This window comes from Rhizobium sp. PRIMUS64 (genome assembly GCF_023006465.1).
In the GTDB taxonomy this organism is placed as follows: domain Bacteria; phylum Pseudomonadota; class Alphaproteobacteria; order Rhizobiales; family Rhizobiaceae; genus Rhizobium; species Rhizobium leguminosarum.
In genome coordinates, this window is the sequence record NZ_JALBGX010000048.1 from 1 (window position 1) to 24732 (window position 24732).

Sequence of the window (24732 nt, forward strand, 5' to 3'; positions counted from 1 at the left end):
CGCCGTGGCCGCTGCCGAGTTCGGCCGCACGGCGGGCGAGGCGAGCGTCTTGTCCTTCGATATGGGTGGCACGACCGCGAAGCTCTGCCTGATCCCGGACGGTGAGCCGAATGTCGGCACCGATCTCGAGGTCGCCCATTATCAGCGCTTCCGCAAGGGGTCCGGTTTCCCGCTGAAGATCCAGTCGATCCAGATGATCGAGATCGGCGCGGGCGGCGGTTCGATCGCCGCCAAAAACCCTCTCGGCCTGCTCGACGTCGGCCCGCACTCCGCGGGCGCCATGCCCGGACCGGCGGCCTACCAGCGCGGCGGCACCCAGCCGACCGTCACGGATGCCGACATCCTGCTCGGATACATGGGCACCGAATCCTTCGTTGGCGGCTCGTTCAAAGTGTCCAAGGAAGCCGCCCACGAAGCGATGGCCAAACTTGCCGACTCGCTCGAGGTTTCGGTCGAGCGCTGCGCATGGGGCATCCATGACCTCGTCAACGAATCCATGAGCAAGGCGGCCGCCATGCATGCGACCGATCTCGGCGTCGATCCTCGGTCGCTGCCCATGGTCGCGTTCGGCGGCGCCGGTCCGGTCCACGCCTATGGCATCGCCCGCAAGCTCGGCATTTCCCGCATCATCTGCCCGACCGGTGCAGGCGTGAGCTCGGCGATCGGCCTGTTGATCGCTCCGGTGGCAGTCGATCTTTCCGCAAGTCATCCGATGGCACTCGACGCCTGGAATATGGATGCCATGAACCGGCTGCTGGACGAGCTTTCGGCCCAGGGCGCCGAAGTCGTGTCGGCGGCGGGCGTCCCGAAGGATACGATCAGCAACCGCTACACCGTCGACATGCGCCACGTCGGCCAGGGCCATGAAATCACCGTGGTTCTGCCTGACCGGACCCTGCCGAAGGAGGAATTCCTCAGTGAGCTCCGCGGCAATTTCTTCAAGCTATACCGCGAACTGTTTGGCCGTACCGTTGCCGCTCCGCTGGAGGTCATCACCTGGCGCCTGCGCGCCGGCGGCGAAAAGGATCAGGTCACGCGCCCGCACGAGACCGTCGTTGCCGACGCGAAGAAGGGCAGCCGCAAGGTCTATTTCCAGGAGATCGGCAGCGTTGTCGAGACTGCGGTCTACGACCACTACAAGCTTCCCGTCGGCGAAGAGGTCAAGGGCCCGGCAATCGTCGAGCAGCGGGAATCAACTGCTGTCGTCGGCCCAAGCGGCGTCTTCCATGTGGATGCCCATGGCAACCTCGTGATCAACATTCACTAAGGGGTACTCAGATGTCGAAACCCGCCACCGATTTCAACGACCCGATCAACCTTCAGGTCATGTGGAACCGTCTGATCTTTATCGCAGACCAGGCTGACAACGTCCTCGGCAAGACGGCATTCTCGCCGATCGTCCGCGAGAACCACGATTACGTGACCGTCCTCCTGGACAGCAAGGGACGGGCTCTGGCGCAATGCACCTGGTCGATCCCGGTCTTCATCACCTCGCTCCCGGCTGCGGCCCAGAATTATTTCCTGCCGAAGTTCCCGGCAGACAAGCTCGAAGAGGGCGACGTGCTGGCGACCAACGATCCGGAGATCGGCACCGGTCATCTTCCCGATGTCACGATGATCACGCCGATCTTCAAGAACGGCAAGGTCGTCGCCTATGCCGGGTCCATCGCTCATCTTCCCGATATCGGCGGCGCCCCTCTGCATTCCGAAGCGAGCGACATCTACGAAGAGGGCATCCGCTTCCCGATTATCAAGCTGCTGAAGGCCGGCGTTCCGAACCAGGACGTCTTCGACATCATCGAAGCGTCGGTACGCCTTCCGACCGAAGTACGCGGCGATCTCGAGTCGATGATCGCTGCCAACAACGTCATGGGCCGCGAACTCGTCAAATTCCTGGATGAATACGGTCTCGACGACGTCGAGGACCTGGCGACCGCCATCCATTTCCGCTCCGAAGCGCAGACACGCAAGGCGATCCGGGAATGGCCGAACGGCAGCTACGCGGCCGAGGTTCTGCTCGACGGTTACGATGTCGACGTGACGCTGAAGGCTTCGGTGATCATCAAGGACGAGTCGATCCATGTCGATTACACCGGCACCTCCGATCAGGTTCTGCACTCGATCAACTGCCGGACGAACTATCGCTACGCCCATTCGGTCTATGCTCTGAAATGCCTGCTCGACCCTGAGACCCCGAATAACGAGGGCTGCATCGTCCCGATCACCGACGAGGCTCCGCTCGGCTGCATCCTCAATCCGCAGCACTGGACGGCGGGCAATTCGCGGAACCTGATCGGGCACGTCATTCCTTCGCTGATCTTCAAGGCGCTCGAAGGCGTCGTGCCCGAGAAGGTTATGGGCGACAGCGGCGGCGCGCCGATCTGGGCCGCCAATTGCGTCGGTCAGCGCAACGACGGCACGCAATATGGCTCCGTCCAGAATTTCCACGGCGGGCAGGGCGCGCGCGCAGAGCTCGATGGTCTGGACACGCTGAGCTTCCCCTCGAACTGCAAGGTAACGGCCATCGAGATGTTCGAGGTTGCCGTGCCCGTGCTGACGGAGCGGAAGGAACTGATCGCGGACTCGGGTGGAGCAGGCAAGCATCGCGGCGGTCTCGGCCAGCGAGTCGTGCTCCGCAACCTCGGCAAGAGCCCGATGAACATCTATCTGGCTTCCGAGCGTGTCCGCCATCCCTGCTTCGGCGTCGTCGAAGGGCAAAGCGGATCGGCAGGAAAGGTCATGAAGGACGGCAAGCCCCAGTTCCCGAAGGGCAAGGTGGTCCTGAAGACGGGCCAGCGCCTCGAGGTCGAGACGCCTGGCGGCGGCGGTTGGGGACCTGTGAGCGATCGTTCGTCTGCACTCATCGAGCAGGATCTTTCCGAAAACCTGATCACGGCGAAGGCTGCGCGGGAAATTTACGGCTATTCTGGCCCGATCGCTGCTGCGGCCGAATAGGGGAAAGATATGGGACTTCTTCAAGGAAAAATCGCTCTGGTAACAGGAGCCGGCTCCGGGATCGGTCGCGAGACTGCCCTGCTGCTGGCAAAAGACGGCGCCACCGTCGTGCTGACCGGGCGGCGGATCGAACCGCTGCGCGAGGTGGCGGCCTTGATCGAAGAGGCTCATGGCAAGGCCGTCGCGCGTGCGCTCGATATCGAGACGCGTGAAGAGATCTTTGCGGCCGTGACGTGGATCAAGGATAGCGTCGGGCCCGTCGACATCTTGGTGAACAACGCGGGCAGCGCAAGCAAGGTGCTGAACGCGCGCTTCTTGAGCGAGGCAGAGTGGACTTCCACCATCAACATCAATCTGACCGCCGTCTTCAACCTGACCCAGGCGGTGCTTCCGGACATGATCGCTAAGGGCGAGGGGACGATCATTACGGTCTCGTCGCTCGCGGTGATCAACCCCAACCTGCTCGGTGGCGCGGCCTATGGTGCGGCCAAGGCCGGCGTGAAGAACTTCATGACCTTCCTGCACAACACCTATCGCAATCAGGGGATCCGGGCGACGACGATCCTGCCCGGCGAGACGAATACGCCGATCATGGACAATCGCGCGCGGCCTCCTCTGGAGGAGGAACGTGCCGTCATGATGGATCCTCATGACGTCGCCCGTGCGATCGTCCTCTGCGCCAGCCTGAACAAGAGCGCCGTGATCCCCGAGCTTCACATCTGCCCGACATTCATGCGGGACACGTCAGCGGATATCGAAATTGCGCGTTGGGTCGGAGCGCCGGCCAATACGCCGGATATGCCGAAAAAATAGAATTGGGAGGACCTTGATGAACGGAGCCAAATTGCGCGCCCGGCTCTTGGCCGGCGAGGCAGTCACCATGTATACGCCGCACCACTCCTCGTCGGGCCTGGCAGCCCGGCTGGTGGAACTCGGCGCGGATTCCGTCTTCGTCGACTGCGAACACGGAACCTGGAGCTTCGACGATGTGCGCATGACTGCACAGATTGTCCGTTCTGTCGGCGGAGCGGCGATCGTTAGGCCGCATTCGCACGAACGCCCGATCATCATCAGGTATCTGAATGCGGGCGCTGACGGCATCATGGTCCCGATGGTGGACACGGCCGAGCAGGCTCGCGCCATCGTCGATGCCGTCCGTTACGCTCTTCCGTCCGACTTCGACAAACGCCTGGTGGTGGCGATGATCGAGACGGTGGATGCCATCGACAATCTCGACGAGATGCTGGAGGTCGACGGCATCGACGTCTTCTTCATCGGGCCTGGCGATCTCTCGCAGAATATGGGCTATCCGCCGGCTCCGCCCTTCGGCGAGCCGCGTCCCGAAGTGGTCATGGACAAGGTCTCGGTCGCGGTCGACAAGATCCGCGAAGCAGGCAGGGTTGCAGGCACGCTTGTTACCACCGATGAACTGCCTCATTGGCTGCAGAAGGGTGTTCAGTTCTTCTACATCCACACCGATCCCTTCCTGCGCCGCGGGATTGCCGGCATCAGGCAGACAATCTCGCGATAGCAGGCGGAACTGGGTCACCATTTCTGCGGCATCTGCTGCACGGTTTCGCGCGACATGGTCTAAAGCAATTCCAGGAAAAGCGTGAAGCGGTTTTTCGTCCGGAATTGCGTAAAAACAAAAGGCTAGGGCGGTTCCGCGCTTCCGCCAAAAGCTGAACAGCTCTAGCTTGCTTTCCAGTTCGCATTATCGGGGATCGACCGCTGAGGCACGACGACCTGGATGATGGACGGACTGTTCAGGTTTTCTTTGGCGCCATTTATGGCTTCCGCCAGTTCGCCATAGGTGTCCACCTTCCAGCCTTGGCAGCCAAAGACCTCTGCCAACTTGCTGTAATTCCATCGGTGCAGGATGCATGAATTGTAGAACGGCTTGTTACCATGGAAAACCGATGCATCGGCAAGCCATTGCTCCACGCCATAGATGCCGTTGTCCATCACGAAGATGATCGGGTTGAGTTTGAAGCGGGTTTGTGTCGAGAGGCATTGAGCGGTCATCTGAAACCCGCCATCCCCCGCAAAGACCATCAGCCTCTGTCGATCTTGCTTCGCCAGCGAAACGCCGGTCGCGGCCGGGCCGATATAGCCGATCGCCGAATAGGATGATTGTACGGTGAAACCGCGGCGAGCACCCACTTCAAGAAGCAGGCTCCCGAAATAATTCAAACTCGCGTCGGCACCAACGATAGTATTTCCGTCGATCTGCTGCTGAATGAAATCGTAGAAGCCCTGATAGGTAATTTCGCCTGCCGGATTCACGACCGGCGCTTGCCGGGCTGTTTTCGCCGGAAGACTTTGGGCTTTGCACGTCAGCCTCTTGTCAATCAGGCCGTTGACGAGATCCGCCAGCGAAACCTCTGCGTTGAAGATCGTGCCATATTTCACTGTATCCCAGGAGGCGAATGCGGTTTTATCGAGATCGATAGGCCAACCCAAATCATTGATATCAGTCAACCAGACGCCCAGCGCCAATACGAAGTCGGAGTCTTTGACCAAAGACTGAACATAGGGTGACGACGATTCGCCATCAAACACCCCGGCAAATTGGACATCGTCTTCCGATAGGATGGCCTTGCTCAAAAGCTCGGTCACGTAGGGAATCCTGAGGTCCCGAATGAGCCGCTCCGCCTGGTCGTGAAGGCCAAACCGGTCGATCTCGACACCGATCCAGATCAGGGGTTTGGTGGCACTTTGCAATCTTTCGCTGATTTGCGCGATCGACTGATTGAGACTGCCCTCGTCGGATATGTCTGGCGCCGCTTTTAATGCATTCGACGGACGCGTGCATTCCAGGTCCACCATATCCTCCAGCAACTCGATATAGACCGGACGTCTTTCCGTGATGCACTGCGTCAGCGCATAATCTATGAGCATTGGCGCAAGATGAGGGCTATCGATGCGGACGGCAGCGGCCGTTATGTATTCGAACACCTGAAGATCCGTTTCCCGCCCGCTGATGAAGTGATGCGAACTGTAGCCGGTTTGTTCGAATGTGAGCGTTTTCTTGATGCTTGGCGCACCGTTGATCAGAACGACCGGCACTTTCTCGACGTAAGATCCGGCGATCGCATTTGTTGCGCAAAGCGAGCCTGCCGAATAGGTAACGCATAGCGCACCAATTCCTTTCAGTCTCGCATAGCCGTCAGCCGCATAACCGGCGTTCAGTTCATTCACCTCTTCGATGACCTGAATACCGCTTTTCTCGACATAACTGTTCACCCATTCGATCGAATAATCACCCGCTACGGAAAACAGGTGCCCCAGGCCCAGCTCACGAAGTCTGTCGACCAGATATTGCCCAACTGTGTATGTATCGCCCATGTTCCAACGGCTCCCCTGTTGACGACAATTGACGTATTAAAACTCGCTCGCGTTATCGAATAAGCGCGGTATGTATATGTCGAATATTCCGGGGCATTTTCGTTCGGGAAATCTTTCCAGCATGAAGCGCTTGAAAGCATCATTGGTGAGTCCGTTGCCGGCGGCCTCCATGGCGACGGACAGATACTCTATATTTTTGGCAACCTCGTTCTTGTCAGCCGGAAAGCCGTGACCGGGAAGGAACAGGTCATAGTCGGACAGCAGCATACCCTGCAAAATCCCAATCCAATGCTCCATGTATTTCGTCAGATAAAGGTGCGTTCCGCTGTAGATCAGATCTTGTGCAATAAAAACGCCGACGTCCGGAAGACCGATGGTGAGAAGGAAATCGATCTCCGTATCAACAACTTCATCAAATACGTATTTGACTCCGTCGATGATTTCCGCGCCGGCGCGGACAGTTTTTTCGGGAATTACCAAGCTCTTCGGAGCGAGATTGCCCATTTTCCAATGGTCATTGACGGAATCTTGTCCGTGCTGCCTCAGGAACTCTTTCGTTTCCGGCAATGCATAAATCGGAATGTCGCTGAATGCGGCTCCCAGGCCAAACCAATGGTCGGGGTGCCTGTGCGACAGGTAGATCCGGTCGATCTCCTTGCCGATACTGTTGGCATACTCCCTGAATTGCAGCGCATAGGGAACGAGGAATTGCCCATCGACAAGAACAAGCTTGTTCCTGCTTTCGATTATGTGCGTTGCATTGGCGATGTTGTCATCCGTGAAAGCTGAAATGAAAGTATGAATACGGACATCGCCTGCTCGCCTGACGATTTTAATGGGATCCGGCAATTGCGTGACCATAGGTATCTCCCTGATTGAAGGTCGTTTGCTGAGGTTTGACGTTCACCCGGGCACGGCGGAGATGAGGGCTCCTCATTCCTGGCCAACATTCCCGGGTTGTTCCAACATGTGCGCCCGAGCGCCATCACGGATGAGATCAACGGCCGCGGGACGCGATCTTTTCCTCCAATGTCTTCAGGGCGGCGCGCGCAACGTCGTAGGCGCTGTCGACGCCCGCTTCCGGCGCGTCCTCACCGGGCCGCCAGAAGCGCCTGCGCGTCATTCGCATCGAACTCTCGAAGGGTGGAATCGCGTTGAAGACTTCGACGAGATAGGGGCCGGAATAGACCGGCTCGATTTCGTCCAGCATGATCTCCCAGGGAATCCAGCTATCTTTAACAGCGCCCCGGTCCGGCGCTGAGATATGAATGTAATTCAGCCGGTTCTGCTGTACTGCACGGGCGACATTTTTCCTGAAGATCGCCGGCCCCTGGCTTTCCATCACGACCTGGGCTGTATCGATCGTGACGCCACAGACCGGAATGTCGGCGCTTTCGAGAAAATCCAGCGCTTCCGAGACCATGGTCGGCCCGGGCGTTTCCCAATTCTTGACGGGTTCGATGGCGAGCTTCACCCCTTTCCTCGCGGAATATTGCGCCAATTCCCGGAAGATGGAGGCCGCCGCTGCGTATCGTGGCTTCATCCAATCCTGAAGCGCATCGCTCCAGATCCCTTCACCGTCATCCGTCAGCGGAAAGATGCCATAGGGGTACAGGAACGGCCCTGACATGATCGTATTCTCCCCGCCCAGCACCGAGGTGATGTCGACGCGGGATTTGAGATAGGACAAAGCCTGCTTGCGCTGTTCCTCGTAAGGGGAGGTCGGATCGAAGGTTCGCGTGGTCCCTACATTGGTTGTGAACTTCACATCCCGGAAGCCCGCCTGATCGAACGCCCTCTTGAGGCTGATATAGCTTTCGACCTCGGTGTGATGACCGACATGGGCCGATCCTGGGGCGATATGCACATCGAAGCCGGTGTAGCCGATCTCGGTAAGAGCTTTCAGATGCCTGACGAGAACCTGGGTATAGCCCGCGTCATTCGGCCTCAAATCGGCTGTAAACATAAAGAAGCTGAAATATATATCTCGCCTGCGTGCCTCTTCCATCTTCATCGCTCCAGCTGTCGCTATCCAGTAATGCGTGGTTCAGGATGATGTCTCGCCCGACATTGTCATGAGGCGAGATCCGTCCCCACCTCCTCCACATCGTCATCGGGCTGAAACAAACAGTGCGCGCCGGGCTACCATCCAAGCAGCTTGCGCAGATATTCGCGGCCCATTTTCGCGTATTGCAGCGGATTGGCCTTTGCCGGGTCCTGCTCTGCTTCGACGCAGATCCAACCGGCGAAATCCGCCTCGGCCAACGCATCGAGGATTTCCGGAAAGGTCTCTATGGAGCCGTCGCCAGGGACGGTGAAGATCCCCGCCTCGATCCCTTGCTGGAAGGACAATCCTCCGGTGTGCATCTCCCTAACCACCTTGGCGCGAAAGTCTTTCAGGTGAACATGCTTGATGCGGTGGGCGTATTTTCTGGCCAGCGCCAGTGGATCGACACCGGCAGCCGCCTGGTGCGCGGTATCGAGAAGCATGTTCACCAGGCGAGGATCCGTCTCGTCCATGAGCCGGTGGATCGCTTCCGTCTTCATCACCCCGGTCCCCAGATGCGGGTGATAGCAGAGCCGGCGGTTGCGAGCCCTGGCTTTCTCTCCCGCCTCATGCAGGCCTTCGATCAACTGCTTCCACTGGTCCTCGGAGAAATCGGGGCAATTCGGAAACAGGGCAACGGGGAGCGGATTGACCGCTCCGCCAAACTCGGCGACGACCAGATCGGCCCTGCGTGGATCGTCGCTGCCGCCTTCCATGGCTTCGAGGAAGTCGAGCTGAGCATCGACATTATCAAGCGTATGACGCTTCATCGCATTGATGGTGAAATAGGTGCTCACCCAAGGCTCGGAAATCCGCAATCCCCGGAGTTCGAGGACAGGCCGCAATATTTTCGGATCCGTCGGATATTTATGGCCGACACCGCATCCGACATAGCCGGCGAGCGCCATTTCACTCAGAGCCTGCTCGTAGGGAATTCCGATGTCGATATTGATGAAATCGTCATTCCACCAGAGCGTGGGGATGACACCGAGCCAGACCTTGGCGGGCGTCAGTCGATGCAGATGTGTTGTCATGGCAATCATCCAGTTCTTTGAAGACAAGCGGAAATGGCGTCAGTTCAGGTTTTGGAATCGAGAGCCGCAAAAGCCGGAATTTTCGGTGGAAAGGCCCAGGAGCCGAAACCAGGCCCCTTGGCGCCTGCGGGGTGGGCTCCGATCGCCTTCCAGAGCAGACCCTCGACATAGGCATCGGGAGAAACGACGAAGGTGGTATTCGCAGCCCTGGGGCCAAAGCGCTCCGTCCAGGCGGAGGACAACTCGAACCAGGTGCCGGAATACCAGAGCTTGATTAGCGCGCGGGCCACGTCTCCCAGCAATTCATTGCCCAGAATGGTCGTGCGCACTGCCTGGATACGGGCCTCACCTTCCGGCGGTGGCAGGGCGGCGAAAGCGGCCAGCAGCGCGTCGGCGATCTCGCCACCGACCACCCTGTCGAGCGTGGCGAGATAGCGTTCCGCCAGGCCCGTTCCCAGAAGATCGAACTGGGAGAAGGCCGTCAATTCGACGGAAAGACCCAGAAATGCCTCGAAACGGTTGCTCATGCGTTCACCTCCGCCTGCCGGGTGACGGCTGACTGTTTGATACCGCCGGGGATCTCATAAGTGGGGCTGCCGTTCTTGTCGGGATGTTTCGGCAGGGGATTGTGGATGAGTTCGAGGATCATGTTGCGAAATTCGAACATCGTCGGAACGGCTTCCAGCAGCAGGCTCGGCTGACCGTTATAGGCACGCGTCAAAAGCTGGAGAAATTCGCCATAGCGCGTGTTGAAGGCGATCGCCGCCTCACGCAGTTCCGAGCCTTCGTGTATGTCCTTCACTTTCAGGTTCTCTTTTATGGGATAGGCGCCTTCCCAATCGACCTGTAACTGCGGACCTGTGGGGTGGCCGGGCTGGTCGCCCTTCTGGTAGTAGCGGCCTTTGACCAGTTCCTCGAAACGGTAGTAATGGGCCAGTTCGTGGTCGTCATCGTCGTAGATACCACCACCGTCGCCTTCGCCCTGTTCAATGATGAGGTCGATGGCTTCCAAGGCGCTTTTGAGATCGGTCACGGGAAACAATTCGCCGCCGCCGGAGTAATAATATTCCGAGGTGATCTGGCGCGAACCGTCGCCGGTAAAGATGGTTGTGCCCGCCCCATGCGCTTCGGCTTCCAGGTATTTGATGCCCTCCGCGATAGTCGAGTAGAACTCACCGATACTGAAGAAATGGAGGTCCTCATGCCTCGGATGGCTGGCAAGCGCGGTGATATCAGTTGGAGTTTTGCGATATATCAGGCCCTTGCCGACGAGATGTTCAGGACGCTGGGCCGGCCGCTCGATTTTCAGGAAAGTCGCCAGCGCCTCACGGCTGAAAGCCTGGATACTGACCTTGAAATCGGTCTCACCGTCCGGCAGGGCGGCGGGATAGCGGGCTACGAAGTCCGGCCTGACAAGATCCGGCGTGCCGCCGATGGCATTGAGAATATTGGCCGCAATGGTCAGATGCAGCATTTCTTCTACGACGATCACGCGCAGAACCTGGGTCGCATCCTGGTTGACGCCGGGCTTGATCGAGTAAAGCGCCGTCAGATACGGCGGAATCGTCGCATGTTCGAGCTGCATCGCCCGATAGAGAAACTCTTTCAGCTCATCGAGCGTCTTAATGCTGTAGGAATACATGCTCAAGCTCCATGAAAGATAAGTTGGGTGCACAGGTCGGCTTCGTGTCGCTTGCGTCGAGACCGTCGGTTCGTTCCAAGCAGAGGATGCCGGTCTTCATTCAATGCAGAGACTTCAGAATGTCGCGGCCGCTTCGGAAGCACATGGCGGCCAGCGTCAAGGTGACATTGGCCGTGCCGATCGTTGGCATGCTGCCGCCGCCCACGAGATAAAGGTTTTCGTGGTCCCAGCTGCGCTGGTTCTTGTCCACGACGGAATTGGTCTTCGTCGTTCCCATGATATGGGTGCCGGCCAGATGATTGCCGCCGCGGATCGCATAGCCTTGCCCCTCATAGGCCACATAGCCGAAATCGCTGGGGTCGTATTTGGTATGATCCTGCGCGCCCAGACGCGTAAAGACGGTGCGCGCAAACTGGCGGCCATAGGCGGCACCCTTCATGGTATATTCCGGAACCGTGAAGGACAGGATGGGCCGCATGTTGCCCAGAGCATCGGTATATTGCGGGTCCACCGCGATGCGGTTGCTTTCGACGGGCATGACCTCGATCATGAATGCCAGCAGTAACTGCCGCGAAACCTGGTCGATCATGCCGCGCCGAAGATCCGCCCCGTAGAGGTTGTGATCATCCACTAGTTCCAGAAGGTCGGAGGTCGGCGCACCCGTGGCCCAACCCCAGCCGTCGTTATGGATATCGATGGCGAAGGCGGCCTGCCTTTCCCGGAAAGGGCCGTCCCGCAGGTCCACGATACCGCCCGTCGAACTGGTTCCGCGCATCGTGCCGCAGATTTCCGGCATCAGCGCCCAGTTCAGCAGATAGGCGTGGTCCATCAGATTGCGTCCGACAAGACCACTGGTGCTGCGCAGGCCGGAGGCCAGCATGAGACGCGCCGTTTCGATCGCGCCTGCCGCAAGCACGAAAACCTTGCCCTTCACGGTGATGGTCTCGTGGGCCGGTGAGGCCGGGTCCTTGTAAATCTTCACCTCGAGGGAGCGGACTTTTCCGTTATCCGGATCGATGTTGACCTTTGATGCGACCGCCTGCGGCAACAGTTCGACAAGCTGCTCGCCCCTTTTCCCGTTTACCGCGAACGCCTTGGCAAGCGTTTTGCCGGAGTGGTAGCGCGCTTGCACGGGACAGAGCGGTACGCAGTTGGTGTTGCCCTGGCAGCGACCTCCCTCTTCGACCTGATGCGTATCGACTGCGCCGATGGGGCGGTAGCCCTTCCCACCGTCATAGGCCGGGTTCGGTATGCTGTTGCGCCCTTGCGGATAGGGCCTGACCTTCAGGGGATAAGTCTTGTCGTAAAGTTCGACACTGGTGCCTTCGATGCCCTTGTTGACCTGCTGATCCAGATAGGAAAGCGGCAGGCCGCGCATGGGAAAGACATAGTCGCCCGGGAAGGTCTGCCCCAGATATTGCTGATCTTCGACATCCGCCGATACGCCGATTTCCCGCTCGGCCAGGCGGTAATCATCCTCGACTTCCTCAAAGCTCAGCGGCCAGTCCAACCCTTGGCCGAAAATGGTGCGCGTTTTGAAATCCGAGCGAAGCAGGCGGGGCGTTTTCGCCTCCCAGTGCATGGTCGTTCCGCCGAAAATACGGGTATATGTCGTATCGCTGACATAGGGGCCGGATTGAACGATATAGGTCGAGCTATTGGTTTCCCCCGCCTGCAGCTTGCGAAGCTGCGGGCTGCGGGGCATGGCCGCGTTGGCATTCAGCGGAAAGGGCGACTGGTTGTCCTTGGAGGCTGCCGAATAGAACGTCGTCAACAGATTGTCATAGCCTGCCAGAGTGCTATTGGCACCGGTTCCGGCTTCAAGGATAAGGACACGCTTGCCCGCCTCCGCAGCCTGCTTGGCAATGATTGCTCCGGAAATGCCGCTGCCGACGATGACGATATCGTAGTCGTCAGACGTAGCGACGGTCTTGGCATCGGCTTTTATCGCGGATTCGAGGGGAAAAAGCACGTTGGTCCTCCATTATTGCCGGAAAGCCGCATCAGGCTTTGCGGATCATGCCGTTCTGGATTCAATCGAGATTTCAGGCCGGACGGCCTGAAATCGTCATGACCTCGCGCCGCGGGAGTTTCGGGGTTTGGACTTGGCAGCGGCCGGGGCGGCGGCGGAGCGGGCTCTGACTGCCGAGAGAAAGGAGGCGTAGCTCCAGGTCAGATTCCGGACGCTTTTCTCGTAGCCAACGGTTCCATCGAACTGTTCGCTCAGCTCATAGTGATCGCTGTGATAGACGATGGCGCGCAGCATGCCGTCGGACGAAGCCCGCAAGGCAGCGGACGCGTCGGCGGCGCTGCTGGATGCGCCAAGTCCCAGTTCCGCGAAGAAGGGCTCGGAGAATTGATCGAGGGGGATGGCGCCGCTGGCCGCGATGGCATTGGCAAGCCGATATTGAAACTCGGCGAAGTTGGCGGTGCACAGAGCCCAGGGATGCCCGCCGACCACCGGGGCCGCCACATCGCCATCGTAATGGTCGCCTGGATAACGCCCGAAGAGTGGTCCGAGCCCTTTGGCCGCGTCGGCGCCATTGATCGGGTAATAGTTCGAAGACGAAGGATCGGCCCACTGGCGCCGCAGGATGGCCGCGGTTGCCAGAAGCTTGGTATCGGTCGGCTCGATCCCGCCATAGCAGACCGAAGAGACGATATCGATGTTCGCGTCGTAACCGGCTTGCTCCGCGGCATCCAGAATGCTCACATAGAGCTGCCCGTTCCAGTGTGTGGCCAGCTGGTTTTCCAGCCAGGAGATGGCATCGGCCACCCCGGCAGGCACCGCAATGCCGATCGTGTTTGTGGAAATTTCCCGGAAAAAGCGCAGCTGTACGGCTCTTGCGAAAAAGGAATAGCCCTCATATTCCTCCCAGAGATTTGTGGTCTTGTTCTGGTAAACGTCGAGAAGATAAGAGAGGTTTGTTTCGACCAATTGTTTGGCGATCGTCTGCGTGGCGCCATCCAGCTGATCGAACAAGGTCAGGATCGCAATCGACTGAATGGCCGGCCCGTCATTCTGCTCCGACCACGGACGAACCTCGCCGGTGATGGTGAAGCAGGCGTGGCCAAGTGTGACGGTCGCGGAATTCTTCGCATTCGCCTGGCAGAGCGCGGCGAAGTTCACGTAGTCGACCAAGCTCGGCAAAACTCCGCCCGGAACGGGCAGCAAGCCGGCAAGTGCGATCTCGATGGCCGTAATGGCCCCGTCGCGGACCCAATTGAAAACATAGTCCTGGTCGACACCCGGCGTGTTCGCGGGATAGGAGGGTGCGGCGATGACGCAGCCCGGGGCCGAAAAGACGCCGGGCGATGCCGGATCCTCGATGACATAACCATCGCTTGTAATGTTGCGCATCATCAGAAGAGAAAAATAGCGCGACAATGCAACTAGATCGGTCTGCTCGAAGGCAGGCCGCGGTTTGACTGCAGGCGCAGCGGCGCCGATATGGGCCGGGTTCGCCCCTGTCATGGACTGACTCCAAAGCGCAACTGTCATTGACTGACTCCAAAATCGGTTGAGACTTGTTGGGACCAGATCGAGGAAATATTCCGGATCCGGATGGGAGAAATATCGCGGCCGAATGGGTGGCGATGCGCTTTTTCGATAATTTCCGGGCAGCGTATTTATAGTTTCACGTCAAAAGCCGACGCCAACGACCCTTCTGCGTTGAGAGTGAAAACAAGGTCTCTGCGGCGGCGAGGGCAGGGCGGGCTGGCTGCCCTGTTGTGTCGCCGTTGAAGCTTTAGCTAGAAAGATCGTCGACGATCTGCTTTTTAGCAACCTAAACGTGTTGATCTCAGGTCAAAAAATCTCACAGAATTGCGCTTGGCGTTACGGGTGCTCCGGAGGGATGGATTCGACCAGCCCAGCGAGATTGGACCGTGTTGCCGCAGACCGGTTGCGCAACGCCAGAACCATTTGCAATTCCGTGGCGGAGATCGCGCTGTTCCTATGCCAGTCCATGGTGCCTCGCCCGAGCAGCAGCCAGTCGAGGGAGACATCCAGCAGGTCGGCGAGCGCGCAGGCGCTTTCCAGCGAGGTATGGCCACCATTCTGCCAGCGTGAGACGGCGGCGACGGACACGTCTAGTTCGGCCGCCAGGGCGTGAACTTTCCGGAATTTGCCCCGGGATATCGCCTCTCGAATACGTTTGCCGCGTGCCATGTCGTGGGTCATCAACAATCCTCCCGTTGGTTGCGTTAAAATTGGCAATTACCAAGAGCTTTCGATCGACGAACATCAGAAACTTCTTATGAAAGGGGAAGGCAAAGCGAAGCACCGGTCAACCTGGTGAAATATCCAGATTGCTCCCGGTCGACCTCCTGTTGTGAAACGTCAGCACATCAGGAGGGACGGATATGTTGCGGATACTCACCAAAGACATGCTCGAGACCGATCGACGTGCTTTCGATGAAATGTTCCGGGCACGCGCCGCCGTTTTTCGCGATCGGCTAGGATGGCAGGTCGATGTCCGGGACCAGTGGGAAAGGGACCGATACGACGAGGCGGAAGATCCCGTCTATCTCGTCACGCAACGGCCTTCCGGCACGCTGACGGGTTCGCTGCGCCTGCTGCCGACCACAGGAGCGACGATGCTCAAAAGCGAGTTCCGGCATTTCTTCGATCAGCCTATCGACGTCGATAGCCCGACGACCTGGGAATGTACCCGCTTTTGCCTTCATCCGCTTGCCGGAGAGATAGACCAATCGCGCACGGTCGCCACGGAACTGCTCTCAGGGCTTTGCGATCTTGCCTTCGACACGGGTATCGAAAGCATCGTCGGCGTCTATGATGTCGCGATGGTCGGGGTGTACCGCAGGATCGGCTGGAGGCCGACGCCGCTTGCCCGATCCCGGCCCGAGATCGGCAAGCTGTATGTCGGCCTATGGGACGTGACGGCGGACAATTGTCGGACACTTCGGGCCAACCTGTCTCGACTTCTGGAGCAAGCCTCTCCCAATCCTGCCAGAGCTCTCGCCGATAGCGGCATGCGGTAAGCGTCGTCGCTGTTCTGCCGCCCAGCAGTGGGATAGGTCTCGCCAGCTCTTTAACCTGTTCTTCACATCGCGCCATGGTTGCCATAAAATATGCTGTTCTCGGCAGCCGCGAAATGTTACCACTGCGAGCAGTCAGGAAAACACGCAACCACGAGTCCATCTCATGCTGAGCAGTTCTCGTTTTTTCTACAGTTTGGACCGAATTTCCGCATCGCCGACATTGCGGGATCTCGAAACGACGCTGGACGAAGTCCGCCACATCTATGCGATATCGCACATGGTTCTGCATGTGACCCGCTCCTCGGGGGCGACGGCCAGCAATCCATTGCTGATGTTGACCTACCCGCCCGAGTGGGTGAAGCAATATCTTGAGCGGGACTACTTCAGCATCGATCCCGTCGTGCGCCTCGGCCGGCGCGGCTTCCTGCCCGTGGAATGGTCTGCGTCTAAATGGGATTCAGGCCAGGCATATGGCTTCTTCAAGGAGGCTATGGCCTTCGGTGTCGGCCGGCAAGGCGTAACCCTGCCGGTGCGCGGACCTCACGGAGAGCGATCGCTGTTTACGGTGACCTCCAATCACCCGGACGCCTACTGGCGACAGTTTCGCATGGACAGCATGCGCGACCTCCAGTTTCTCGCCCACCATCTCCACGACAGGGCGATGGTTCTGTCGGGGATGAGAAAAATAACCGATTTTCGGCAATTGTCGCGCCGCGAACTGCAGTGTCTTGAGATGACGGCCAATGGCTTGCTCGCGAAGCAGATTTGCGCCCGCCTGTCCATTTCGGTAAGCGCGGTGCAGCTCTATCTCGCCTCGGCGCGGCGGAAGCTAACCGTCGCCACGACGAGCGAAGCGGTCGCCAAGGCCACGGCGCTCGAACTGATATAGACTTGGTGATCGCGGTTCAGCGCCGGCCCCTCGTGCGCGTCGCCAGAACATTGCGGATCGAGAAGCTGGAATGGATCCTGAGGACGCCGGGCAAGGTCGAAAGGATCTCTTTGTGGATCCGCTCGAACTCGCCCGCATTGGCAACCTCCACCCGCAACAGGTAGTCCGAGCCACCCGTCATTAGAAAACATTCCCGGATCTCGGGATGCCGGCGAACCGCCGCCTCGAGGCGATCAAGATAGTCCTCTGTCTGGCGCTCTAGGGTGATGTTGATGATCACGGCGATCATCTCATCTGCATTGCCGGTGTCGACCAGCACCGTATAGCCGCGGATCACGCCTGATTTTTCCATGATCTTGATGCGCCTGAGGCAGGCCGAGGGAGAGAGGCCGATCTCGGCGGCGAGCTTGGCGTTGCTCATGCGCGCATCGAGGCGCAGCAGTCTCAGGATATTGCGATCGATCGCGTCGAGAGCGGGCATGAGAGATTGTTCCAAATTTTCGTTGATGATGCGGTTAATAAGCAAATCAAGCAATAATCGACTGCTGAATGATAGGCAATTTCGCTCATTATTTCATAAACTCCTTGAAATCGAAAAGGGGTGGACATGGATAGCGATATTTTGGCTTCCCGCACACGCATCGCTACGACCGCGCAGGGAGCCACGGGCTATCTGACGATCGATCTTGCCGCCCTCGGCCGCAACTATCGCAAGCTGGTATCGATGCTGGGGCCGGTCCGTGCGGGCGCCGTCGTCAAGGCCGATGCCTATGGCCTCGGCGCCGAGCGGGTCGCGAGAACGCTCTACGGCGAAGGTTGCAGGCATTTCTTCGTCGCCCAGTTTGTCGAGGCCGTGAGGCTCCGGCCGGCTCTTGCGCAGGACGCTCAGGTTTTCGTGCTGAATGGCTTGCAGCCGGGCAACGAGATCGCCTGCGCCGAGATGGGCATCGTCCCGGTTCTCAATTCGCTGGCGCAGTGGCGGCAATGGTCGGCGGCTGCGCGCATTCTGAAGCGCTGCCTGCCTGCTGTCCTGCAGTTCGACACCGGCATGTCGCGGCTCGGTTTTCCCAGGGAAGAGCGAGCAGAGCTGGCCGCGGCACTTCGCGATGGCACCAATGTCGAAATCCTGTTCATCATGAGCCATCTGGCGTCGGCCGATGACATGGATAGCGAGCAGAACGGCGAGCAGTTTGCCGAGATGTCCCGTATTGCCGATGAATTTCCGGGTTTCGATATTTCCTTCGCCAATTCCGGCGGCGTTTTCCTGGGCGAGGCCTATCACGGCGTGCTCGCCCGCCCCGGCATCGCGCTTTATGGCGGTGCTCCGAATGCCGGCGAGAAGAACCCGATGGAGCCGGTCGTCAGCCTTGATGTCGCCGTCGTGCAGACGCGCAGCGTGCCGGCGGGTGCTAAGGTCGGCTATGGCGGCGCGCATGTCACGCAACGCGAAACGCGTCTCGCCACCATTGCCGCCGGCTATGCCGATGGGTTGCCGCGGAGCCTCAGCGACTGCGGCGCCGTTTATTTCAAGGGCATTCGCCTGCCGATCGTCGGCCGCGTGTCGATGGACAGCGCGACCGTCGACATATCAGCGCTGCCCGAAGGCGCTCTGACCTTCGGTAGCCTTGTCGAAGTGCTAGGCCGCCATCAGACGCTCGAGGACATTGCCCGCGACGCCGGCACCATTTCTTACGAAATCCTAACCGGCCTGGGCGATCGTTATCACAGGCAATATCGCTGAGAGCCGGCGGCTCCATCATTGGGAACATCATGAAGGTCATCGTTCTAGGAGCCGGCATCGTCGGCGTCACATCCGCTTATCAATTGGCCAAGGCCGGCCATGACGTCACCGTCGTTGACCGGCAGTCGGGTCCGGCGCTGGAGACGAGCTTTGCCAATGCCGGGGAAGTCTCCTTCGGCTATTGCTCGCCATGGGCAGCGCCCGGCATTCCTATGAAGGCCATGAAGTGGCTGTTCATGAAGCATGCGCCGCTCATCCTGCGCCCGAAGTTAGACATGGCCATGCTCTCCTGGATGGCAAGGATGCTGTCGAACTGCACCTCCGAGCGCTATGCGATCAACAAAAGCCGCATGCTGCGCCTTGCCGATTACAGCCGCATCGCGCTGGCCGAACTTCGCGCGGAGACCGGCATCGCCTATGACGAACGCATGCAGGGAACCCTGCAGCTGTTCCGCACGCAGCAGCAGCTCGAGGCCTCGGCAAAGGATGTCAAGGCGCTGGCTGCCGACGGCATTCCCTATGAGGTGCTGGACCGGGACGGCTGTGTCCGCTTCGAACCGGCGCTCAGGCACGTGCGCGACAAGATTGTCGGCGGTCTGCTGACGCCGAAGGACGAAACCGGCGATTGCTTCAAGTTCACCAATGCGCTGGCTGCCAAGGCCGAGGCGCTCGGCGTCCGCTTCGCTTACGGAACGACGATCAAGGCGCTGGATGTCGAAGCCGGCCGGGTGCGTGGGGTCATCACCGATCGTGAGCGGATGAGCGCGGAGGCGGTGGTGATCGCGCTCGGCAGCTATTCGCCGCTGCTGCTCAAGCCGCTCGGCATCCGGCTGCCGGTCTATCCTGTCAAGGGCTATTCGCTCACCATCCCGATCACCGATGCGTCGCGCGCGCCGGAATCGACCGTCATGGATGAGACCTACAAGATCGCGATCACCCGGCTCGGCGACCGCATCCGCGTCGGCGGCATGGCTGAAATATCAGGCTATACCAATGATCTCGGCTTGGCCCGCCGCAGCACGCTGGAACATTCAGTTACCGATCTCTTCCCCGGTGGCGATATTTCCAAGGCCTCCTTCTGGTCCGGCCTGCGGCCAATGACGCCTGATGGCACGCCGGTCATCGGCCCGACAAAAGTCGCCGGCCTCTTTCTCAATACTGGCCACGGCACACTTGGCTGGACCATGAGCACCGGTTCGGCGCGGCTCATCGGCGACCTCGTCAGCGGCCGCCAGCCGGAAATCGACGCGAGGGATCTCGCAATCAGCCGCTACGGCTGAAACCGCCCGGGTAACGCAAAACAAGATGAGCATGATTGCGCAAATCCATTATCACTTGTGAACATCGTCTTTAGAGGTCCCGTATGTCGGTTAATTCTCATATCCAGAACAATGGCGGCCTCACCCGACAGCTGGCGGCGCAGAACATGTCGTTTCGGGAAACGGCGCACAGCGGAACAGACCCGGACGAGCTCTCGGAGATATTGTCGACACCAAACTCCCCGATCAAGGTTTCGGCGGAAGGCAATATGCCCATTGCATTCCACTGCAATTTCATCTCCGTCGGAGAGGTAGCAGTTGCCGACTGCACCTATGAAGGCACGGTTCTCGTCAGGCGGGAGGCGCCCTGCGACAGGATGATCGTTTTTCTGCCGATGGAGGGAAACGCATGCTTCGACGGCATGAGGGAGCAAATATATTCGGTTCCCGCTCGTGGCACGATCCTTGAAGCAGGTCGTGCCACAGGTGCTCGCCTGTTTGGCCCCCGCCGTCATTTCGGCCTGTTCATCGATCAGGCAAAGATCATCAGCCACCTCACGCAGATGTTCGAGCGAACGATCAGCGGCGATATCGATTTTCATCCTCACATCGATCTGACGGCCGGCCCGGGGCTTGTATTGCAGCAGCTTGTCTCGAGCCTCCATCGCGGCCTTAGCGGCAACGGGCCGCTGCAACGGTCGCCGCTGGCCGTCGGCTCGCTCTTCGACGCGGCGGTCTACCTGCTTCTGGAAAGCTGCCCCAATCGCTATTCGAACCAGCTTGCGCTCCCTGCTCCGGCACCAGCCCCACGCCATGTGAAATGGGCGATCGACTTCATGCAGGAACACATCGCCGAGCCGATTTCGCTCAACGATATCGCGATGGCCGCCAAGGTAAGCGTTCGCACTCTGCAACAGGGTTTTCGGCAGTTCAGGGATACGACTCCGATGGCCTACCTGCATGAACTTCGCATGGCCGCGGCCCATCGCGATTTGCTCGCGTCTGATGCGAAGCAAGGCATTGCCGACGTCGCGCTCAGATGGGGATTTACGCATCTGGGGCGGTTTGCTGCCGAATACAGGAAGCGTTTCGGCCAACTACCGTCACAGACCTTGAAGCGCTGAGCTCCGTCTCGGTGTGCCGGATGGTTCCGTCGACGATGGACCAGGCGTCCGATCGCCGACGGGAGCGGCACGCGGGATGCGGATCTATGCCGCGCGCTTCAGGGCATCGCCAAGTGTCGAAACAATTCTGTCGATCTGGGTTTTCTCGATAATGAGCGGCGGGGAAAGGGCGATAATGTCGCCGGTCACCCGGATCAGCAGGCCCTTGTTGAAGCAGTCGACGAAGATTTCGTAGGCGCGGGTTCCCGGCGCGCCGTCACGAGGAGCCAGTTCGACTGCGCCGACCAGTCCGAGATTACGGATGTCGACGACGTGAGGGAGGCCTTTCAGCGAATGGAGGGCCTCTTGCCAATACTCGGCCAAATCGGCTGCGCGGGTCAGCAGGCCTTCCTCCTCGTAGATCTCCAGAGTAGCGAGCCCGGCCGCGCAGGCGACCGGATGGCCGGAATAGGTGTAGCCATGGAAGAGTTCGATCGCATTATCAGGTCCGACCATCAGGCCGTCATAGACCTTGCGGCTGGCAAAGACCGCGCCCATCGGGATCGTGCCGTTGGTGATGCCCTTTGCCGTGGTGATCAGGTCGGGCACGACGCCGAAGTAGTCGGTTGCGAAAGGCGTGCCGAGACGCCCGAAGCCGGTGATGACCTCGTCGAAGATCAGCAGGATTCCGTGCTTGTCGGCGGTTGCGCGCAGCTTCTCCAGATAGCCCTTCGGAGGCAGAACGACGCCTGCCGATCCCGACATCGGCTCGACGATGACGGCCGCGATGGTTTCGGCGCCGTGCAACTGCACCAGGCGCTCGAGATCGTCCGCCAGTTCCACGCCGTGAGCGGGAAGGCCCTTTGAAAATGCATTGCGCCCGATGTCGAGCGTATGGCGCATATGGTCGGCCGGTATTTGCGGGAAGACCCGCCGGTTGTTGACGAGACCGCCAACGGAAATGCCGCCGAACCCGACGCCATGATATCCCTTCTCACGCCCGATGATCCGCGTGCGGGTGCCCTGGCCGATCGCCCGCTGATAGGCGATGGCAATCTTGAGCGCCGTATCGACCGATTCCGAGCCTGAGCCGGTGAAGAAGATCCTGTCGAGCTTGGCTTGCGGGCCGCCCGGCGCGTTCGCAGCCAGCTTCGAGGCAAAGTCGAAGGCGATCGGATGCCCCATCTGGAAGGTCGGTGCATAATCCAGCGTTGCAAGCTGTCGTTCGACGGCTTGGGAAATCTTCTTGCGGCCGTGGCCGGCATTGCAGCACCAGAGCCCGGCCGTGCCGTCAAGCACCTGATTTCCATCGATGTCGGTGTAGTACATTCCCTCGGCTGCTGCGAGAAGCCGCGGTGTGGCCTTGAATTGCCGGTTCGCAGTGAACGGCATCCAGAAATTTTCAAGTACGGGTGCGTTCGTTTTGCTGAGCTGGTCCATCCTGGCCTCCTTTGGGGTGGCGCCGAGAATGGCAATTTCTCCCTTTCAAACAAGTCCTTTTCTTTGTCGGCGCAAACTGTTGAAATTCAAAGGATGTAAAGATATAATTTTGGATATTCTGGACAACACAAACGAACCGCATCATGTCAGTCGATATCGGCAACCGTCTTCGCCATCTCCGCATCGCCCATAAGCTTTCCCAGCGTGAGCTCGCCAAGCGCACCGGAGTGCCCAATTCGACGATCTCGCTGATCGAATCGAACGCCTCCAATCCCTCGGTCGGAGCCCTGAAGCGAATTCTGGACGGCATCCCCATCGGTCTGGCGGAATTCTTCGCCTTCGAGCCCGAGCGTCCAAGGAAGGCCTTCTATGCCGCCGAGGAGCTGGTGGAGATCGGCAAGGGCGCAATCTCCTACAGGCAGGTTGGGGAAAACCTGTTCGGACGCAGCTTGCAAATCCTCAAGGAATGTTACCAGCCGGGCGCCGACACTGGAAAGGTTCCCCTTGTTCACGAGGGCGAAGAAGGCGGGATCGTGCTCTCGGGAAGGCTCGAGGTGACGGTCGATGACGAGCGGCGGATCCTCGGGCCGGGTGACGCCTACTATTTCGAAAGCAGGCGCCCGCACCGCTTCCGCTGTGTCGGGCCGGTGCCCTGCGAGGTCATCAGCGCCTGCACGCCGCCGACGTTCTAGTTCCTGCCCTCGATCCGGGCAAGTACTCCGTCGAGTGCAGCGGTCAGGGCGGCAAGGCCGCCCTTCTTCTCGAAGTCTGAGTAAACCTGCTCGTTAAGTCCGCCCTTGGTCGCAAATTCGCGGCTCAGCGCGCTGAACGGTTCGTTGCCGGGGCTGTTCGCTTTCTGCGCCAGGCTTGCAAAGAGCGGGGCAATGTAGGCCTGTCCCTTCGCCTTTTCGAGGCCGCTTCTTTCCAGCCAGACGGCAACCTGCTCCATGATGCCGAAATAGGTCGACATCATTGCGCTCGCTGCCGCGAGAAGATCATATTCCTTCCTCGACTGGCATTGGACAGTCGTTCCGAGCGCATCGAAAAGCGCTGCGACGGCGGTATCGGGCGGATAGATGGCCGTGACGCCTTGCCGGCCGGCGACGAAGGGCAGGGGTATCGCCTGCACGAGATGCACGTCGGCGCCGATCCATTCGGAGAGGGCCTGGCGCTCCGTTGCCGCAACGAGGCTGACGACCATTTGGCCATCCCTGAACGATAGCGCGCGCACGACCTCCTCGGCGACCTGCGGCCGTATCGCCAGGAATACCATGTCGCTGCGCTCGACGACGTCCTGATTGTCCTTGGCAATTCTCACGGCGGCGAATTCGTCAGCCAACGTCGCGGCGATGTGAGCGCTGCGTGGAGACACGTGAATCTCGGATGCATAGGCCGGCTCAGTGAGAAGCCCGCGAACCATCGCTTCGGTAATCGCGCCGGTGCCGACGAATCCAATACGGTCGATTTTCATTTGATTGCTCCGCAGCCCGCAGCCGGCCCTACGCGACATCACCGCGCCAAACCAGATAGCCTCCAACACGACGAAGGCAGCGGTTGCCGTCTTCACCCAACTCCCCCGCGACTATGCACCCAGCAAGCTTTGGGTCAATGCCGTCCGCCGTAGCTGTATGGCGGACTGTTGGGAACGATCGGCCCGCAGAGGACGAAATCCGACAGACTCTGGAGCTTACTTGTAAGTGATCTTGTCGCCGACCCTCGGGCGATTGAAGTAATGGCGATCGAAGCTGTAGCCATTCTGCCCGGTGAAGTTTGAAAAGAACGCCGAGACCGGCGTCGTCAATGTGTACTGCACCCTGGTCAGCACCACCTGTACGCCGTCATCCTGGATCTCCGAAGGGACCTCGATCGTGCTCGCCGTGCCGGAGTTCAGTGCGGAGGTGTTGAGTGCTGCAGACCAGTTGACCGTAGCGCTGCCGCTCTTGGCAATATCGTCCACCGCGACGGTGATCGTGAGCCCTGTCGTCTCATAGGGCTGCAGGATGAAGCTGGCGCCGGAGAGAAGTTTGGCGACATCGGACTTCGTCCAGGAGCCCTGCTGTGAAATCATATCGCCTGTGGAAGAGGCGATCTCGTCTATCTTTCGGCTGACCGTGAGCGCATGGCCGAGATCGACGGTGCCGAACAGCAGCATCACCAGGATCGGCAGGACCAGCGCGAATTCCACGCCCGAAGCCGCCGACCGGTCGCGCATGAGATGACGGGCGCGGGATTGGGCGAGGCGGAAAAGGGACTGGCTCCGTTTCATCATG

The 24732-nt window shown here is 59.5% G+C and carries 23 protein-coding genes; 10 read left to right on the forward strand and 13 right to left on the reverse strand.

Annotated features, from left to right (window positions below):
* The 4 genes from MOV76_RS19410 to MOV76_RS19425 all read left to right on the forward strand — a co-directional run.
* The coding region (locus tag MOV76_RS19410; RefSeq protein WP_247265087.1) for a hydantoinase/oxoprolinase family protein at positions 1 to 1267 on the forward strand (1267 nt) is incomplete at its 5' end.
* Between the two features lie 11 nt (positions 1268 to 1278).
* Complete coding sequence (locus MOV76_RS19415; RefSeq protein WP_247265088.1) at positions 1279 to 2955, forward strand: hydantoinase B/oxoprolinase family protein; 1677 nt, start codon at positions 1279 to 1281, stop codon at positions 2953 to 2955.
* A 9-nt stretch (positions 2956 to 2964) separates the two neighbouring features.
* Positions 2965 to 3768, forward strand: coding sequence for an SDR family oxidoreductase (locus MOV76_RS19420; RefSeq protein WP_247265089.1), 804 nt, complete (start codon positions 2965 to 2967; stop codon positions 3766 to 3768).
* A gap of 16 nt (positions 3769 to 3784) precedes the next feature.
* Complete coding sequence (locus MOV76_RS19425; protein WP_247265090.1) at positions 3785 to 4486, forward strand: HpcH/HpaI aldolase/citrate lyase family protein; 702 nt, start codon at positions 3785 to 3787, stop codon at positions 4484 to 4486.
* Between the two features lie 161 nt (positions 4487 to 4647).
* Here MOV76_RS19425 and MOV76_RS19430 read toward each other — a convergent pair whose 3' ends face one another.
* The 9 genes from MOV76_RS19430 to MOV76_RS19470 all read right to left on the reverse strand — a co-directional run bounded on the left by MOV76_RS19430 (position 4648) and on the right by MOV76_RS19470 (position 15209).
* Entirely contained in the window at positions 4648 to 6303 is a 1656-nt protein-coding gene (locus MOV76_RS19430; protein ID WP_247265091.1) for an alpha-keto acid decarboxylase family protein, read from the reverse strand.
* 36 nt (positions 6304 to 6339) lie between these two features.
* Positions 6340 to 7164: an MBL fold metallo-hydrolase gene (locus MOV76_RS19435; RefSeq protein WP_247265092.1), complete on the reverse strand. Its 825-nt coding sequence runs from the start codon at positions 7162 to 7164 to the stop codon at positions 6340 to 6342.
* Positions 7165 to 7300: 136 nt separating this feature from the next.
* Positions 7301 to 8317, reverse strand: a complete 1017-nt coding sequence (locus MOV76_RS19440; protein ID WP_247265093.1) for a sugar phosphate isomerase/epimerase — start codon at positions 8315 to 8317, stop codon at positions 7301 to 7303.
* A gap of 128 nt (positions 8318 to 8445) precedes the next feature.
* Positions 8446 to 9384 (reverse strand): myo-inosose-2 dehydratase, encoded by a 939-nt coding sequence (gene iolE, locus MOV76_RS19445; RefSeq protein ID WP_247265094.1) that lies wholly within the window; start codon positions 9382 to 9384, stop codon positions 8446 to 8448.
* A gap of 44 nt (positions 9385 to 9428) precedes the next feature.
* Entirely contained in the window at positions 9429 to 9911 is a 483-nt protein-coding gene (locus tag MOV76_RS19450) for a hypothetical protein (RefSeq protein ID WP_247265095.1), read from the reverse strand.
* Positions 9908 to 11026, reverse strand: coding sequence for a ferritin-like protein (locus MOV76_RS19455; protein WP_247265096.1), 1119 nt, complete (start codon positions 11024 to 11026; stop codon positions 9908 to 9910). The genes MOV76_RS19450 and MOV76_RS19455 overlap by 4 nt, the downstream gene beginning before the upstream one ends.
* Before the next feature lie 100 nt (positions 11027 to 11126).
* Positions 11127 to 12998 carry a GMC oxidoreductase gene (locus MOV76_RS19460; RefSeq protein ID WP_247265097.1) on the reverse strand — a complete coding sequence of 624 codons (1872 nt, stop codon included), beginning with the start codon at positions 12996 to 12998 and terminating at the stop codon, positions 11127 to 11129.
* A gap of 96 nt (positions 12999 to 13094) precedes the next feature.
* On the reverse strand, positions 13095 to 14528 hold the full coding sequence (locus MOV76_RS19465) for a glycoside hydrolase family 15 protein (protein WP_247265098.1): 1434 nt from the start codon (positions 14526 to 14528) through the stop codon (positions 13095 to 13097).
* A 336-nt stretch (positions 14529 to 14864) separates the two neighbouring features.
* Positions 14865 to 15209: a helix-turn-helix domain-containing protein gene (locus tag MOV76_RS19470; protein ID WP_018245423.1), complete on the reverse strand. Its 345-nt coding sequence runs from the start codon at positions 15207 to 15209 to the stop codon at positions 14865 to 14867.
* A gap of 182 nt (positions 15210 to 15391) precedes the next feature.
* Here MOV76_RS19470 and MOV76_RS19475 point away from each other — a divergent pair, with 182 nt between their 5' ends.
* Together MOV76_RS19475 and MOV76_RS19480 are read left to right on the forward strand one after the other, a co-directional pair.
* Positions 15392 to 16030 (forward strand): acyl-homoserine-lactone synthase, encoded by a 639-nt coding sequence (locus tag MOV76_RS19475; RefSeq protein WP_247265099.1) that lies wholly within the window; start codon positions 15392 to 15394, stop codon positions 16028 to 16030.
* 163 nt (positions 16031 to 16193) lie between these two features.
* Entirely contained in the window at positions 16194 to 16919 is a 726-nt protein-coding gene (locus tag MOV76_RS19480) for a LuxR family transcriptional regulator (RefSeq protein WP_258719797.1), read from the forward strand.
* 16 nt (positions 16920 to 16935) lie between these two features.
* Here the strand turns inward: MOV76_RS19480 and MOV76_RS19485 are convergent, their stop codons facing one another.
* Positions 16936 to 17400 (reverse strand): Lrp/AsnC family transcriptional regulator, encoded by a 465-nt coding sequence (locus MOV76_RS19485; RefSeq protein WP_003550368.1) that lies wholly within the window; start codon positions 17398 to 17400, stop codon positions 16936 to 16938.
* Positions 17401 to 17526: 126 nt separating this feature from the next.
* Between MOV76_RS19485 and alr the strand changes: the two genes are divergently transcribed.
* The 3 genes from alr to MOV76_RS19500 all read left to right on the forward strand — a co-directional run bounded on the left by alr (position 17527) and on the right by MOV76_RS19500 (position 21043).
* Positions 17527 to 18660 (forward strand): alanine racemase, encoded by a 1134-nt coding sequence (gene alr / locus MOV76_RS19490; RefSeq protein ID WP_247265101.1) that lies wholly within the window; start codon positions 17527 to 17529, stop codon positions 18658 to 18660.
* Positions 18661 to 18689: 29 nt separating this feature from the next.
* Positions 18690 to 19940 carry a D-amino acid dehydrogenase gene (locus MOV76_RS19495; RefSeq protein WP_018245419.1) on the forward strand — a complete coding sequence of 417 codons (1251 nt, stop codon included), beginning with the start codon at positions 18690 to 18692 and terminating at the stop codon, positions 19938 to 19940.
* Positions 19941 to 20023: 83 nt separating this feature from the next.
* Entirely contained in the window at positions 20024 to 21043 is a 1020-nt protein-coding gene (locus MOV76_RS19500; RefSeq protein WP_018245418.1) for an AraC family transcriptional regulator, read from the forward strand.
* Positions 21044 to 21127: 84 nt separating this feature from the next.
* Here MOV76_RS19500 and MOV76_RS19505 read toward each other — a convergent pair whose 3' ends face one another.
* Positions 21128 to 22462, reverse strand: a complete 1335-nt coding sequence (locus tag MOV76_RS19505) for an aspartate aminotransferase family protein (protein WP_018245417.1) — start codon at positions 22460 to 22462, stop codon at positions 21128 to 21130.
* A gap of 143 nt (positions 22463 to 22605) precedes the next feature.
* Between MOV76_RS19505 and MOV76_RS19510 the strand changes: the two genes are divergently transcribed.
* The gene (locus MOV76_RS19510) at positions 22606 to 23154 is read left to right on the forward strand and encodes a cupin domain-containing protein (protein WP_018245416.1); all 549 of its coding nucleotides are present in this window, start codon (positions 22606 to 22608) and stop codon (positions 23152 to 23154) included.
* Here the strand turns inward: MOV76_RS19510 and MOV76_RS19515 are convergent.
* Both MOV76_RS19515 and MOV76_RS19520 read right to left on the reverse strand, forming a co-directional pair.
* Complete coding sequence (locus MOV76_RS19515) at positions 23151 to 23933, reverse strand: pyrroline-5-carboxylate reductase (protein WP_247265102.1); 783 nt, start codon at positions 23931 to 23933, stop codon at positions 23151 to 23153. The two genes, MOV76_RS19510 and MOV76_RS19515, sit on opposite strands and share 4 nt — an antisense overlap.
* Before the next feature lie 216 nt (positions 23934 to 24149).
* The gene (locus MOV76_RS19520; RefSeq protein WP_018245414.1) at positions 24150 to 24731 is read right to left on the reverse strand and encodes a TadE/TadG family type IV pilus assembly protein; all 582 of its coding nucleotides are present in this window, start codon (positions 24729 to 24731) and stop codon (positions 24150 to 24152) included.
* Between the last annotated feature and the right edge of the window lies 1 nt (position 24732).

Excerpts from the sequence above, each read along its gene's own strand:
- MOV76_RS19415 (WP_247265088.1), top strand. The coding sequence starts at position 1,279 with ATGTCGAAACCCGCCACCGATTTCAACGACCCGATCAACCTTCAGGTC.
- MOV76_RS19420 (WP_247265089.1), top strand. The coding sequence starts at position 2,965 with ATGGGACTTCTTCAAGGAAAAATCGCTCTGGTAACAGGAGCCGGCTCC.
- MOV76_RS19425 (WP_247265090.1), top strand. The coding sequence starts at position 3,785 with ATGAACGGAGCCAAATTGCGCGCCCGGCTCTTGGCCGGCGAGGCAGTC.
- MOV76_RS19430 (WP_247265091.1), bottom strand. The coding sequence starts at position 6,303 with ATGGGCGATACATACACAGTTGGGCAATATCTGGTCGACAGACTTCGT.
- MOV76_RS19435 (WP_247265092.1), bottom strand. The coding sequence starts at position 7,164 with ATGGTCACGCAATTGCCGGATCCCATTAAAATCGTCAGGCGAGCAGGC.
- MOV76_RS19440 (WP_247265093.1), bottom strand. The coding sequence starts at position 8,317 with ATGAAGATGGAAGAGGCACGCAGGCGAGATATATATTTCAGCTTCTTT.
- iolE (WP_247265094.1), bottom strand. The coding sequence starts at position 9,384 with ATGACAACACATCTGCATCGACTGACGCCCGCCAAGGTCTGGCTCGGT.
- MOV76_RS19450 (WP_247265095.1), bottom strand. The coding sequence starts at position 9,911 with ATGAGCAACCGTTTCGAGGCATTTCTGGGTCTTTCCGTCGAATTGACG.
- MOV76_RS19455 (WP_247265096.1), bottom strand. The coding sequence starts at position 11,026 with ATGTATTCCTACAGCATTAAGACGCTCGATGAGCTGAAAGAGTTTCTC.
- MOV76_RS19465 (WP_247265098.1), bottom strand. The coding sequence starts at position 14,528 with ATGACAGTTGCGCTTTGGAGTCAGTCCATGACAGGGGCGAACCCGGCC.
- MOV76_RS19470 (WP_018245423.1), bottom strand. The coding sequence starts at position 15,209 with ATGACCCACGACATGGCACGCGGCAAACGTATTCGAGAGGCGATATCC.
- MOV76_RS19475 (WP_247265099.1), top strand. The coding sequence starts at position 15,392 with ATGTTGCGGATACTCACCAAAGACATGCTCGAGACCGATCGACGTGCT.
- MOV76_RS19480 (WP_258719797.1), top strand. The coding sequence starts at position 16,194 with ATGCTGAGCAGTTCTCGTTTTTTCTACAGTTTGGACCGAATTTCCGCA.
- MOV76_RS19485 (WP_003550368.1), bottom strand. The coding sequence starts at position 17,400 with ATGCCCGCTCTCGACGCGATCGATCGCAATATCCTGAGACTGCTGCGC.
- alr (WP_247265101.1), top strand. The coding sequence starts at position 17,527 with ATGGATAGCGATATTTTGGCTTCCCGCACACGCATCGCTACGACCGCG.
- MOV76_RS19495 (WP_018245419.1), top strand. The coding sequence starts at position 18,690 with ATGAAGGTCATCGTTCTAGGAGCCGGCATCGTCGGCGTCACATCCGCT.
- MOV76_RS19500 (WP_018245418.1), top strand. The coding sequence starts at position 20,024 with ATGTCGGTTAATTCTCATATCCAGAACAATGGCGGCCTCACCCGACAG.
- MOV76_RS19505 (WP_018245417.1), bottom strand. The coding sequence starts at position 22,462 with ATGGACCAGCTCAGCAAAACGAACGCACCCGTACTTGAAAATTTCTGG.
- MOV76_RS19510 (WP_018245416.1), top strand. The coding sequence starts at position 22,606 with ATGTCAGTCGATATCGGCAACCGTCTTCGCCATCTCCGCATCGCCCAT.
- MOV76_RS19515 (WP_247265102.1), bottom strand. The coding sequence starts at position 23,933 with ATGAAAATCGACCGTATTGGATTCGTCGGCACCGGCGCGATTACCGAA.
- MOV76_RS19520 (WP_018245414.1), bottom strand. The coding sequence starts at position 24,731 with ATGATGAAACGGAGCCAGTCCCTTTTCCGCCTCGCCCAATCCCGCGCC.